The following is a 13650-nucleotide window of genomic DNA, read 5'->3' as shown; positions in this document are numbered from 1 at the left end:
TCATCTCCACTCCTTGGCGGTTACGATGAGCCAGAAACCCTCTCTTATCAAATCTACTTAAACTGTCCCATTGGTGCTGACGTCAGACAAGCGATCGAATAGATTGGACTGTTATGCCGCGGAGTTCGGTTACGGATGATCTTTTTGACAAAGCTCCATTTGGTGAAAACACAAAAGTAACAGAAAAACTCGCTAAAAAGTTCATGCATACCGAGATTTGGGACTTGGTCGACAGCATGGATGGCGAATTTGAAATGATGCCGTCAATTCGCGCTGATCTCACTGATCCGTCTGTCCGGGAAAACTACCCAATTTACCAAAAGCTTGCGGCATCTGGCATCACTGACTACTTCGTTTTTTCTGCTCCGTTCGGAACACGCACAATAAGTTTCGACAGCGGGTCAGAGTGGCTGCTAGGTGTCTCGGTATCCTTCGCCACAAAGAAACGGTCGGGTTTTTCCGACCGGGAGATCAATGGTCTTAGGCGTCTTTCAACACCTTTGTTTGGGACGGCTCGTGTTTTTTCTGAGCAGTTTTTGGCGGCTGAATTGATGGAAGCATATTTGGGCAGGATTTCAGGTCGCTCTGTCTTAAGTGGACAAATATCGCGTGGCGATGTTCGAGAGATCGACTGTGCGCTTCTATACAGTGACATGCATGGCTCGACGGCCCTAAGTCAACGTCTGTCCCCAAAAAAATACGTCGCGGCAGTTAACCGTTACTTTGACTGTGTTGCTGGAGCGGTTCACGACCACGGGGGAGAAGTACTAAAATTTGTCGGCGACGGCTTGCTTGCCATATTCCCGTTTGACGGACGTAGAAGGTTGCCAGAGGACATGTGTGAAGCAGCATTGTCGGCCGCAAGAGAGGCGTTCCAAAGGCGGGAGGAAATCTCGACTGAGGACCGAATGGACTTCGGTATTGGTCTGCACATGGGGGCTGCCGTTTACGGCAATGTTGGCACTGAAAGAAGGCTGGACTTCACGGTGACCGGCTCCTCGGTCGCAAAGGTTAGCAGATTGGAAGACCTGACGCGGTCCCTAAGAGCTCCATTACTTGCTACCAGTGAATTTGTGAGACTTGTCTCCGAAAGTTCCGAATCTCTCGGACCGCACAGCTTGCGTGGTTTCGACGACGAAATCGAGGTATTCTCCTTCCAGCCCTTCACTTCGCTTTAGATTGCTCTGGCGGTGATGTGAGTTGCCAGTATTACAAATGAGAAATCAAAACACGATCATAAGTAGGGCAACCGGCCCAGAGCCGACCTTGAATGGGCCATTTGAATGCTGCGGCTGTAGCACGCTTTGGTGATAGTCACCGCACTTGCTCGGTTTCATTCACCTTGAAGGTCTGCACCGCGGACGAAGCAGCCAAGCGGGTGGAAAGCGATAGAGGTTGTAAGCCGGCCCAAACTGGACACGGCTGAGTCCTGCATTGCAGCTTCCTTGCAGCAATTGTTCATGCAGACCGCAGCGAACTGCGGCTTTTGTCTCGAAGCAACAGACGCTGCGGTTTGTACCGACGTCCGCTTCCGCGTTAGGGCTCGCGGTCGACCCTCAATCGCTTTTGCTACAGTCCTGGTCTGATGTAATTCAGGATTGAGTTCATCCTGACAATCACTTTGCGGATTACGTGCGTCGCCGCTGCTGAATCAGTGTACATCGCCGCTAAACCGGCTGCGCCCGGAGGGATCGTTTCCAGTATGTCAGGGTTGTCCGGAATAATGGTAACGATGAAGGGCTCGCTTACGATCTCCCCAGCCTGAAAGACCGTTCCGCTAACTTCAGCTTGTCCCTGTGAAGAAATGTCAAAGATCGTATCCACCGTGCCGGTTACCAGCTCTCCCGGTCTGATTTTGAAGGCAATTTCGGCAGGCTGGCCTGGTCGAAGATGACGCAGATAGATCTGATGCACCTGAACAACCAAGGCTTTTTCCGCGGTGTCAACGAACACTCCCGCGGGCGAAAACGGGAAAGATACCACTCTTTGACCTTCCGTGATCGCAAGGTTGTTCACAAAACCTTCGGACGGAGCACGGACAGTTGTCTCTTGAAGATTCCACTGCGCTTGATCAAGCGCCGCTTGCGCTTCTGCAAGCTTAGCGACAACGCCATCCGGTGTGAGGGCATCGAGTTCTACCTGTGCACGAGAAACAGCCGCCTGCGCTTGATCGACCGCGCCTTGTGCCGCGTCTAGATTTGTTTGGCGTGTTTCGAGACGGTTTTCGGAAATTGCTCCGCTTTCGACAAGCCTGCTATCATCCTCAAAGCGTGATTGAGCAAGGTCTCGTTGCGCGATTGCCTGACGTAGTTGCGCTTGGGCGGAGGCAAGGCTCTCACGGTCCTGCCGAATTTGTGCCTCGACACGTGAAACTGTTGCTTGCGCTCGTGCAGCCGCAATTTCGAAGGGTTCCGGATCGATGCGGAACAAAACGTCGCCTTTTTGCATCGGAACATTCGGTTCTGCTACGACTTCTACAACTTGGCCAGCGACGTTTGGCACAATTGGAACAGCTCTCGTCAAAACCTTAACGGGTCCGGAGGGCGCTCCCCATTGCATTGGAATAAATAGAAATATGAGTAGGATAACCATCCAGCCGATGGTCGAAAGCCATGTCGCCTTGGAGTTTGGAAGAACCTTGAGTTTTACAAGAACGAAGAGGACGGCAACATAAATGAGGGTAAGAAAGACAATCATGACGCGCCTTCCGACCGAGCACCGGTTTCAGGATCGGTTGCTGAATTCGCCATTGCTTGCAGCGGCGACTTTGTGAACGCCCAAATCAATGCAAGCGGCCAAAATACGCCAAAGGTAATCGCGCCCAACCAGCCAGCTACATTGATCGCATCTGCTTGGGGATGTTCCCGTTGCTTTGCAATTTTTCCAGGCAGCATTGCCAAAGTCACAAATCCTACAATGACTGTGAGGATCAGTATAACAAGTACGATCCAGGCAAAAATGTCCAATCCACTCACTCGAATTGCCTTTCTATTTTAGCGATGGCTCTCAGGATTCATGTGGCCTATTCGGCCGGAGCAATATCCGGAACACGGTAGGCTCGAAATTCTTCGACATTCGGGCGATATGCCCGAAGCAGCAGATTCCAACCATCTTCAGGCGTAAAGGCAAAGTTAGGAGCAAGTCCGCGACAGTCCTCGCCACCGAATGCCACGTCAAATGACCCGTCGTCGTTGCTTATAACGCCCTGGTTGGAGCTGACGATGTTATCCGTGTCCGACATCAGGTACTTCTGCGGGCCATACACTGTGATGGAAAAGAATGCATCGACCGGCACTTCTGGGAATGTTGCCGTATAGCAAGAGCCTCCCACCGCGTTTTCAGGACCACCGATAGCGTACATTGCGTTTTCGTCTGCCGACAAACCCCAGGCGCCTGCCGTGACATAGGTGAAATACTCCCAGTCATCGACATCGGCGACCCGTTTCTGCATCGCACCGAACGATGAAGGCAGCTTGGAATACTCAGCCAGCAGGGCGGCGCGCACCCTTTCAAGTGCCTCCGCGTCAAAGATTGGCAGATCATCCTCTGGCGCGGCGCCTGAAATCGCATACTGTGGCTGCAATTCTTGGGTAACGACACGCACATCGTCAGCAGTGGCATCTGTTCCGGTTCGAATACCAACAGCGACGAAATCGGTCTCGAAATCCTCGGACGAGAACGTGTATTGACCGTCCCCATACAGGTAGAACGGCGTCATGTGGTCTTCCGTAATGATCTGGATCGATAGAAACCGGTCGCCCACATCCGGCACATCCAACGTGAACCCCTGTCTCGCATTGACGATAGCAATCGAATAGATCGTGTCGTTATTGGGCGAAACGACCCAGCGGTCGTCGGCAGTAGACAAGTTCGTGAAGTGAAAGAACTGGTTGACGCCAGAGCGGCCCATGAAGTTAGCAAAGAACGCCCGGCTGTCGGCGTTGATATACTCGGCGGCGCTCATCCCGTAATCTTTCGGATCTGTTGACCAGCCGGAACTGTCTATGTCCGGGATATCCGCCAACGACGCCGGTGCGATCAGAGTGCTGCACAACAGGACAGCTGTAATCTTGTGGAACTTCCTGGATGCGTTTTTCATTTTGTTTCAACCTCGACTGTCAAGTCAGCGCCGGGAACCGGAACATAAGCACGAAGAATAACATAGAATGGTGTCCCGGTTGGAATGCCGTTCTGACCCTCGCCGGACGGACTGAGCGTCACGGTATAAGTTCCGTCGTCGTTTGGTTCCGCTGTATAAGTGGTTTGATCGTAGATGCCCTGATCGTTTGGTATTAGCAGCTTGTTGGCGGAAGCATAGACCGTAACGGAAAAATAGCCGCTTTCTTCAACGATGTTTGCAGGCACGGTCAGAACGTATGTGTCATCACCATTAAAAGGCTGTCTGTTCTCGTCAAACACCAGTAGGCCGTACCTCACGATGTCCGACGGCGTGCCGAGCTGGCCCTGAAATACGCCAACAGCAGCGTGGATTTCGCCCACGTCGCCGGAAACATACCCGAAGACCTGGTCGGTATCCACCAGTGGCACCGCAGTTTCGATCAGCTTTAGTGCTGCCGCCTCGGTCTCGGGCGAAAATCGCTGCACGTCGCGGTCCATGTCGCCCTGGCCGCCTTCCATCACAATCTCACCGCTCAGCGCCATGACCTCGTCAAGATTGTCGACCACGACCATTCGGGTGAAGGCAAGCCCTTGGTCGGTTTCAAGGGCCAGTTTGTGAAAATCGCCTTCGGGCAAGGTTTGCCCTGGCCGGTATAGCAGGATCGGCAAATCCGGGTTCACGAGGACGCCCGGTACGTTGTGCTTCATGTCGAAAATCGACACCGAGAAGTAACGGTCATATTGCGGCGTGCGGATGATCGCCGGGCCTTCGGACAGGCTGAACCAGTTATAGCCGTAGTTCACCGTCGCTTGTGGCGTGATCACAGTGTCATCGGTTGGATCGACGAGTCCCGTGAACTGAAAGCTGCCCGGCTCGTTGGTTTCAAGCCAACGCTGCATCATGCGCACCTGTTCTTGGTTGGGATACTCGCGAATATAGTTTTCGATGGTGTCCTGAGCGGATGCAGGTGCAGTGAAGACCGGCAGAAACAAAATTAGGGAGTAAAGTTTTCGCAGAAGCATGTCGCACCAAGTTTGTTAGAAATGGTTCACTGAATTCACACCTTTCCAAGACTAGACGGTTAGCGGGACGAAGCAAGATCATTTGAACGACGCGTTGAAATGGCGCAGGATTTAACCCACGGGCGGCATGCGGATGAGCTCCAAGTGGCCAAAAAAGCTGCCATAAACGGGTCTTTGCCTTTCCAAGTTTCGATTTTTTTGTCGGTCACTTACCTCGATCTTTGACTAATCACTCCAGAGCGATCACTGTGGAATTTGCGGCGAACCGCAATGGTCCGTACATGATAAGGGCAACGGCCTACCCAAGGAGCAGAAGTAAATAGCTATGAATATGCAATTTCAACGAACATGATTGCACCAACCAGTCGATCCAGCCTCTACAAACGCAAGGAGATTTCCAATGGATAAATACGTGGCCATCGTTTTCGATAGTGAAGAAAGTGCCTACAAGGGAGCTGACGCGATGCGTGATTTGCATCGTAACGCAGAGCTCACTGTCTATGCAGCGGCGGTTATCTCAAAGGACGCCGACGGCGCTGTCAAACTAAAGTCCAGTATTGATGAGGGACCAATTGGCACGGCTTTTGGGATTACGATTGGTGCCATGATCGGCATTTTGGCGGGTCCGGCGGCAGTGGCGGCCGGTGCTGCGGCCGCTGGAACCGCGGCAGCGGCCTCGGCCGCAGCCGGTGGAATGGCTGTAGGCGGTATGACAGGCGGGCTCTTTGGGGCATATCGCGATCTTTGGGTTGCTGGGATCGATAGCATAATGCTTGACAACATCAGCACCGAGCTCCTGCCTGGAAAATCCTGCGTCGTCGCGTCGGTTGATGAGGTCTGGATCACCCCACTGGACAGCAAGATGAAGGATCTTGGCGGGACCGTTTTCCGGAAACTTCGTGCAGACGCGGTGGACGACGAAATGGCGACAGAAATGGATGCCCTAAACCGCGAATGGGAAGCTATGGATGAAGAGCTGCAGGCTGCCAGTGATGAAGCCAGGGCCGCCATAAAGGCCCGAATGGATAGCATCAAGACCAAGATGGATGAGACCGAAGAGAAGATTGACACTCGTCTGGACGAGATCGACCGCGAGTTCGAGGCGAGGCTGCAAGCTATCGATGAGCAAATTGATAAAGCCGCGGATGCAACAAAAGCCAAGTTCGAAAAGCGAAAATCAGAAATCAAAGAAGAGTGGCAGGAGCGCAAAAACAAGCTCGCCGCTTCTGTGCGGAGAATGGCTGACAAGATCGAAGCCTGACCAGAACTTTGGGGCGAGTGACTGGAGTTACTCGCCCTTCTTTGGAAGGAGGTCTGTATGGCCACTAAAGCCGAACTGGAAGCCGAAGTCGCACAACTCCGGCAGCAGAATGAGGCATTAAAAACTCAAAAAGAGATAAGCGCTGAGAGTGACAAGACCCCGGAGCTATCTGATAACTTTCATTTACCGACGGAGCTTTCTGACGCGCTAAAAAAGCATGGGGTCGATGCGGCGGATGTAGAAGCCATGGGCAACCAGCTCGTTGATGAAATGATTACACTTCACAAAGAGCACCCGTTGGTCACGCTTCTGGGAGTCTTTGCCGTCGGATGTATCGTCGGCCGCGCATTCAAATAGGACAGTTCGATGAACCGTATTGGCAGAAATCTCACAATCATTTTTCGGACAGAACGACTGATCACGCGCCGAAGGCTGGCGGTTGTCCAACAGCAAACGGTACTGATGGCTCTCGCTGGTCTGGCTGCCTTGGCTGGTTTGGTTCTGCTGAACCTGACGCTATACCTTGTTTTGACAACTTGGATTTCGCCTGCTGGTTCAGCTGGCATCCTTACAGCTGGCAACCTCCTGCTCGCTGCGCTCTTGTCGGTGATTGCTGGACGCATAAGCGTAGAAGAGGAAATTGCACCAGCCGTCGAGGTGCGGGACATGGCCATCGCCGATATTGAGGATGAGTTGGAAGGTATGGCAACCGAAGCTAGGGATGTTGTTAACTCAGTCAAATCGTTGGGCTCGAACCCGCTAGGGTCACTATCCACACTTCTCGTCCCGTTGATTACTGCCGCGCTGAAAAACAAGGAAAAAAGTTAGAATTCACGACTCTTGATCTGGATTTCTGGATGATTTCTGCTCCATTAGTTCTTGCTTCATGGCAGCAAGCTCAGCTTCTATCTCCGATTTAGGCTTGCTGCGTGATGTGGATCCCTGCTGTTCGCTCACAGGGTGAGAGTGCTCTCCGGGAAGAACACCATCGCTTGAAAGCAGCCGTGCAAAAGGCTGCAACCCTGGGATCTGCGAGCAAACGATCATGATCACGACGGTCAACGGCACAGCAATGAACGCGCCGATACCGCCCCACATCATACCCCAGAATGCCAGCGCAACCATGACGACGAACGTGCTGAGATTGAGTGACTTACCCTGCATTCGAGGCTGTATTATGTTGCCAATGATTGCATCTCCGCCACCGTAGATCACAACAATGATCAGAGCAGGGGTAAGTGTGTAGAACTGCAAAAGTGCCATGATGGCTTGCATTGCGACGGCTAAAAAGAAACCGATGTTTGGTATGAAATTCAAAAGGAATACGGTGAATGCAAGCGATAAAGCAAAGTCGACGCCAAAGAACTTCAAAACGACGAAAGACAGAGTTGCGCTCATCGCGCTGGTGACAGCATTGATCCACATGTATTGCCTGACGCCGATGGATATCGACTTCAATATGTCGCCGACCTGACGCGCTTGCGCTTCGTTCTTGCAGAGCTTGGGCAGTTTTTCAGTGAATGCTCCGCGTTCAGCAATCATAAAAGTCAGATAAAGTACAATCAGACCAATGTTCCCAATCATTCCGGCAGCTGATGCGGCTAGCTCTGATAGGAACCCCTCAAAGTCGATCTCTTTGACCGCGCGCTCTATTGAGGCAACAACTTCAGTACCGACAAAACCTTCCAGTTGTGATTTTAGCTCGACTAATCGTTCATTGTATTTAAACGCAGCCTCCCCCATCGCCGCTGCTTGTGTTGAAACACCGTAACCAAGACCAATCAGCAGCCCGATCACAAGGGCAGTCGCGGAAAAATAGGCCAATGAGCGCTGTACACGCGTTCTCCCAATTGTCGCGGCATCCAAGCGCTCAATAAGCGCCATCGTTAGAATGAAAAGTAGTGTTGCCAAGGCAATCGGAACAAAAAAGTCGCGCCCAAACCATAGGAAAGCAACGATGATGGGCACAGTGACAGTTGTCATGAACCATACGGGAATGGTGGACTTTTGCTCAGAGCGAGGTGAGCCGTTGCTGTCTTGTGGCATAGATTCCCCAGGCGCATGTATGTTCCACTGATAGCCTATCACGTCGACCAAATCTCGATACAGAGCTTTGCATGGCAACGGTCAAAAAACCCGTGTTTTTCAAGCAAGTTGGGGAGCAGATTGTCTCGCCACTCTAGATTATTGTGCCAAATTCGGATGCCTTATGCTCTTATGAGAGGACGGTTAACTCCTTAGGATGGATCATATTAAACTGAGTGCGCGCACATGTCTGCTGAACTGATCGTTGTCGTCATCGTACTGCTGGAAATCGCAGCGATTTACTGTGCCGTTCTAGCCGTCCGCCATGCAAGGACGCCGCAAGGTTCTGTTGCTTGGGTCGTGTTTCTGATCACGGCGCCGTACCTTGCCGTGCCAGCGTTTTTGTTCCTTGGGTCTTTCAACTATGAAGGCTATCTGACAGGCCGTCGCGACAGCGATGAAGTGATAACAGGCTTGGAGGGATTCAGACAGCAGTTTCCTCCAACCAGAACTGAAAACCAGAGTATCTACAGAGCATTAGAAAAAATTGGTGACATACCTGTAGGTTCAGGTAGCGACCTGGATTTGCTCATTGATGGAGAAGCAACTTTTAGCTCCATCTTCGAAGCCCTTGCTTCTGCCAAAAGCTATGTTCTGGTTCAGTCTTACATCATTAACGACGACAAGATCGGGCGCCGCCTACGAGATGTTCTTTTGGATAGGGTTCAAAATGGCGTTTCTGTGCGACTGATTTATGACGCTGTAGGCTGCGCCAAACTTCCTAAATCCTATCTCGAGTCGCTGTCCAACGAGGGGGTTCAGGTCGTAAACGCCCATGCCTATGACGGACCGAAAAGCCGCTTCCAGATCAACTTTCGGAACCATCGAAAAACGGTAGTGGTCGACGGAGAGATTGGGTTCACGGGCGGTCTGAACATGGGCGATGAGTACATGGGCGAAGACCCAAAATTTGGTCCATGGCGGGACACCCACGCGCGGCTTACCGGCCCCATTGTTTTGCAACTGCAACTGATCTTCGCTGAAGACTGGCACTGGGCAACACGCGAAAACCTGATCAGCGAACTCGATTGGGATGTGAAGAAAACAGAAGCCGATAAAGACGCCGTTATCATCGCGACCGGGCCGGGTGATACCTTTGATACCGGGAGCTTCTATTTTTGCACTTTGATCAATGCAGCAACTGAACGTCTCTGGATCGCGTCACCGTATTTTGTCCCCGAGAACGATATTCTGACGTCGCTCAAGCTTGCAGCCATGCGGGGAGTAGACGTAAAACTCCTAACTCCTGAAGTAATCGATCACACCATTCCGTGGCTGGCCGCACTCGCCTATTTTGATGAGGTCATGGATGCTGGCGTCGAGGTATGGAGATACAACGATGGCTTTATGCACCAGAAGGTGGTTCTGGTGGATGACACGATATCATCAGTAGGGACCACCAACTTGGACAATCGCTCTTGTCGCCTCAACTTTGAGGAGACAGCAGTAATCTTTGACGAACACACTGCTTCCGAGGTTGCAGCCATGTTTGAGGCAGACTTCGCAAGATCGTTCCGATTGAAAGAAAAGCTTGCCGACCGCGGATTCAAACAGCGCCATGGTGCCCCGCTGGCACGCTTGTTGAGCCCGTTGTTGTGAGCGATCAGACAGGGCCCAAGTCGCTTGACTTTGTCGCTTGTTCTGGCACCGTTTGGTGAACCTAAACCGTACTGGGACAAGCGCCGATGGATTTAACGTCACTCATGAAAGAACTCCAGCAACGCCGCGACGAACTGAAGCTGCAATTGCATCTTGCCTCAAAAGAAGCAGAGGATGAATGGACAGAACTCCAAGCCGAATGGGACAAGTTTTTGAGCAAATCAGAATTTGACAAGTCTGCTGAAGAAGTGGGCGAAGCAGCCCGCTCACTCGGCCTCAAGATGAAAGCAGCATATGACCGAATGAAGAAGGCTACGTAGATTGCTGTGCCTCTGACAAAGGTAAGCTAGTCATAAGCGCCTGTAATGTCAGAGATCTTCAATGATTTAGCGTCGCCATTTGCCTGAAGGTGTAGGCTTTGAGTCGGATAAGCGAGTTCAGTTTCTGCATCGCGGGTTATCCTGAGGATTGCTAAAGTCAGCCGCTCTGTGACCTGAAGCAACTCCTCCCAGGTCGGTCCCTTAGTCCATGCGTAAATAATGATATCAACGGAGCTTGGCCCGAGTTCATTCACGTAGATGTATTTTGGTGCACCATCGCCAGTATCAAAGTCGCCTGATTTAAGATGGTAATCTCTGATACCGTCGCGAACGGCTTCTATCTGTTGTTGGGTAGACGAAAGCACCAGGGGAACTTTTAGATACACACGTCGCCGCTTCAGCCGTGAGTAATTGAGAACTGTGGCATTCGCTAAGTCCGAGTTGGGGATGTGTCTAGGTATCTGATCAAATCCCACAATTTTGGTTGACCTAAGGTCAATCGCCTCAACAGTTCCAAAAACGTCGCCACCAACAGCGATGGTATCTCCTGTTTCGAAGCGCTTCTCACTAATGTTAGTCATGCCAGCCACGAGATTGCGCACTAAGTCCTGAGCGGCGATGGCTAACCCTGCTCCTAAAACCCCAACTCCTGTCAGCGCGCCCGAAATATCCACTTGCCAAACACGCAACAACGACGTCAAACCGAACAGCAGAATGGCGAATTGCATTACACGCTGAACCCAGCCCGTTTCTGACGGAACCAAAGACAATTTGTCAGTCCACAGCAATGCCGCGAACGGGCCACTTAGTCGATACCATGCGCCAAAGACCGCGATAATCGCGACAGAGCCCATGATCCGTTCTAACAAGAGCTTTGCTACTCCATCTGGCACTAACAATTGAGTTGCAGCAAACAGAGCAAACGCGGACACAAGGATCTCAGACGCAGACCTTAGCTGGGCGTTGACTTCGTCTGGAAGTGATACCGAAAAACGATCCAAAATCTGCCTCAGCAGCTTTAACCCAAGTGCGGCGATCTTACGACGAAGACCAACAAGCAGAGCGCAGACTAGCACCGCCCCAACCAATTGGTCAGGGTACACGGTAGCCATCCACTCATTGAGGCTAACTGTGGCTGAAGCCACAAAGGTCTCGAACGATGTTGTGGTTAAATCCATGCGATCTACGCTGTGCACCTTGGGCCTGAAAGAGTGGCGCAAAAGCACCCGATTGACCATAGGCAGTGGTGTCTGTCGGCGCAATTGACTATATCCACCGGCACTATTTTCGAGCGGTTGAGCGGTGCCCTCCTAATTCTTCTTCGAACCGAGCGCTGAGCTCAGTACCAAGACTCTATTGCGGCAGATTGGTTTGGAAAACTCGCCGCCGCGGAACTAGCGCCAAAAATCTGGAACGCCTTCTTTTTGATTTAGCCCTCAGGACACAAAGCTCACAAAATATTGTTTTTGCAGGAGTTTTTCCCGCCTCGGCTCGCATTCAAAATTTTCAACACAATCGACTCAGGGTTAACACTCGAAGCAGCGCGCCTCACACGCTTACATTGGCTCCAGATCGTTTAGTTTCCAACTGTCGTTTCGGTAGGCCTCCGTCGGGCCGTAAAATCGAAAAAGTAAGAAGTAATTCGCAGCGCCCGTGGTCGGGAGGTAGTTAACTCCCTCGTTTAAAACCTCCGGGCCAAAGTAGACGTCCACGCTGCCATCGTCGTTGACTTTGGGCGTCGGGCTTTCTGTCGAGGCCAGTCCGATTGGGTCCGCTCCACGGATATAAGAAGCCGTCGCTACATCGTACACGAGAATAGACCAGAACTGCTCGACCGGGACATCGGCAGGAACAGTCATTCGATAGCTTTTGTCGCCTTCCAATGCTTCACCAAATTTGTCACGCGTCACCATCAAGTACGCCGTCGCTGAGCCGAGCTTCACTGGGGGCGCAATGTACGTGTAGTAAGTGAAGGCCCGATCATCGATAAAGACCTTGTTCTCGTCTTCGTAGGTCATCATCGTTTGGATCATTGAGTTTGCAACTGGTTGCGTCCATTGCGTTTCGTTGCCCCACCTGAGAGGAGGTATCACACTCAATTTATTCTGCAATTCCGCGTGAACACGGGCCATCACATCGTCAAGAATTGCCCGTTCTCCGTCGGTGGGATCAAAAGCCCCACCCCGTTCAATTCCGAGGCTGCTCAACATACCCAACGGGTATTTGTCGATCTCGCGAACCTCTTCGTGATTTATTATTTCCTGCAAACGGTCGAAGAAGCTGCTGTCGAACGGAAACTGCGCAGAATACAAAACATCGTAGATGTCCATATGCGGCAAACGCTCATCGCTGCCGTAGGGATATTGTTGGATGCCGGCACGTATGTAGGCTTCTGCACCTTCGAGGGTCGCAGGCTCGAGATCAGGCGTGATGATGCGTAAAGTACCGTAACCGCGATAGGTTTTGAGGGGCACAGGCAGATATCCTTCCGGCACCTTGGCATCGGTGTTTGCGGCATAGATGAAGTACTTTCCGCCTTCGCCTTTGTCATCGCCATCCGAACCGACATCAACGACCGGTCGCTGCCAGACATCGAGGAATGTGCCAAAGATGCTATATCTCTCAGTCGCAGCCGGAAGCTCCACCACCACTGGACCGTCCTTGACATCATAAATGAGGTTTACGTAAGGCGTAGAGTTATTGGGCGTCGGTGACTGGAACTTCCAATTGGGTGGTTTAGAAAAATAGGCGACTTGGTTGAGTTTTTGGCCTGAGTCTAATGCTCCGACAATCATTTGATTGCCAGAAACGAGCGGCTGCGCCCAAAGAGCGCTCTCGTATGCACGACGTTCAAACCGCTCCCGCTCAAAATCCCGTTCTTGCGCAGACAACTGTCCGATGGTCATCGCTATCGCCAGGAAAGTGGAAAGGGTGCGAATTAGCTTCATGATACGAGCTCCTGTTTCGGGTAACTCCTGTGACTATTTTGCAATTATGCAATTTTGTCGAGGATCACCCGGAATTGAAAACGATGGGTATGCGCGGTCGACCTCAAAATTCTACTTTGTCTCGCGTAGTGGAGCTTACAGTTCCCATGTCGAACGTCAGCTTTGCCGAAAATTTCCAGATCGCATCGCAGCTCTAGCGAACGACTTGTGTGGATGGCTCCTTCCTAGCAAGACATTTTTGATCTGATTTGCGCATTTGTCAGAAGCAGTCATGTGTCCGGCCTGTCTGCGCGGT

13 protein-coding genes are annotated in these 13650 nt (G+C 51.7%); 6 read left to right on the top strand and 7 right to left on the bottom strand.

Features of this window, described 5'->3' with window-relative positions:
* The first annotated feature begins 113 nt into the window (after window positions 1–113).
* Window positions 114–1178, top strand: coding sequence for an adenylate/guanylate cyclase domain-containing protein (locus tag ACR0CG_RS22780; RefSeq protein WP_480527723.1), 1065 nt, complete (start codon window positions 114–116; stop codon window positions 1176–1178).
* Window positions 1179–1569: 391 nt separating this feature from the next.
* Here the strand turns inward: ACR0CG_RS22780 and ACR0CG_RS22775 are convergent, their stop codons facing one another.
* From ACR0CG_RS22775 to ACR0CG_RS22760, 4 genes are read right to left on the bottom strand one after another with little or no spacing between them, the layout of a single operon-like run.
* Entirely contained in the window at window positions 1570–2697 is a 1128-nt protein-coding gene (locus tag ACR0CG_RS22775; RefSeq protein ID WP_170709476.1) for an HlyD family secretion protein, read from the bottom strand.
* Window positions 2694–2975, bottom strand: a complete 282-nt coding sequence (locus ACR0CG_RS22770) for a DUF3302 domain-containing protein (protein WP_170470031.1) — start codon at window positions 2973–2975, stop codon at window positions 2694–2696. Before ACR0CG_RS22770 ends, ACR0CG_RS22775 begins: the two co-directional genes overlap by 4 nt.
* A gap of 47 nt (window positions 2976–3022) precedes the next feature.
* The gene (locus ACR0CG_RS22765) at window positions 3023–4099 is read right to left on the bottom strand and encodes a DUF1254 domain-containing protein (RefSeq protein WP_170470028.1); all 1077 of its coding nucleotides are present in this window, start codon (window positions 4097–4099) and stop codon (window positions 3023–3025) included.
* A complete protein-coding gene (locus tag ACR0CG_RS22760; protein WP_170470025.1) occupies window positions 4096–5142 on the bottom strand; it encodes a DUF1214 domain-containing protein in 1047 nt (348 codons plus the stop codon). The genes ACR0CG_RS22765 and ACR0CG_RS22760 overlap by 4 nt, the downstream gene beginning before the upstream one ends.
* Before the next feature lie 400 nt (window positions 5143–5542).
* On the opposite strand from ACR0CG_RS22760, the gene ACR0CG_RS22755 reads away from it, so the two are divergent.
* From ACR0CG_RS22755 to ACR0CG_RS22745, 3 genes are read left to right on the top strand one after another with little or no spacing between them, the layout of a single operon-like run.
* The gene (locus ACR0CG_RS22755; protein ID WP_170470022.1) at window positions 5543–6403 is read left to right on the top strand and encodes a hypothetical protein; all 861 of its coding nucleotides are present in this window, start codon (window positions 5543–5545) and stop codon (window positions 6401–6403) included.
* 57 nt (window positions 6404–6460) lie between these two features.
* Window positions 6461–6760 carry a hypothetical protein gene (locus ACR0CG_RS22750; protein ID WP_170470019.1) on the top strand — a complete coding sequence of 100 codons (300 nt, stop codon included), beginning with the start codon at window positions 6461–6463 and terminating at the stop codon, window positions 6758–6760.
* A 9-nt stretch (window positions 6761–6769) separates the two neighbouring features.
* The gene (locus ACR0CG_RS22745; protein ID WP_170558236.1) at window positions 6770–7231 is read left to right on the top strand and encodes a hypothetical protein; all 462 of its coding nucleotides are present in this window, start codon (window positions 6770–6772) and stop codon (window positions 7229–7231) included.
* 3 nt (window positions 7232–7234) lie between these two features.
* On the opposite strand, the gene ACR0CG_RS22740 is transcribed toward ACR0CG_RS22745, so the two are convergent.
* Window positions 7235–8449 (bottom strand): AI-2E family transporter, encoded by a 1215-nt coding sequence (locus tag ACR0CG_RS22740; RefSeq protein ID WP_480527718.1) that lies wholly within the window; start codon window positions 8447–8449, stop codon window positions 7235–7237.
* A gap of 225 nt (window positions 8450–8674) precedes the next feature.
* Here ACR0CG_RS22740 and cls point away from each other — a divergent pair, with 225 nt between their 5' ends.
* Window positions 8675–10087 (top strand): cardiolipin synthase, encoded by a 1413-nt coding sequence (gene cls / locus ACR0CG_RS22735; protein ID WP_170554407.1) that lies wholly within the window; start codon window positions 8675–8677, stop codon window positions 10085–10087.
* A gap of 104 nt (window positions 10088–10191) precedes the next feature.
* Entirely contained in the window at window positions 10192–10407 is a 216-nt protein-coding gene (locus tag ACR0CG_RS22730) for a hypothetical protein (protein ID WP_480527716.1), read from the top strand.
* Between the two features lie 26 nt (window positions 10408–10433).
* Here ACR0CG_RS22730 and ACR0CG_RS22725 read toward each other — a convergent pair whose 3' ends face one another.
* Window positions 10434–11585 (bottom strand): mechanosensitive ion channel family protein, encoded by a 1152-nt coding sequence (locus ACR0CG_RS22725; protein WP_170470003.1) that lies wholly within the window; start codon window positions 11583–11585, stop codon window positions 10434–10436.
* Between the two features lie 378 nt (window positions 11586–11963).
* On the bottom strand, window positions 11964–13355 hold the full coding sequence (locus ACR0CG_RS22720) for a DUF1214 domain-containing protein (protein WP_170470000.1): 1392 nt from the start codon (window positions 13353–13355) through the stop codon (window positions 11964–11966).
* Window positions 13356–13650 lie beyond the last annotated feature (295 nt).

Source organism: Ruegeria sp. AB8 (assembly GCF_056542605.1).
This window is presented reverse-complemented; position numbering and strand designations above follow the sequence as displayed.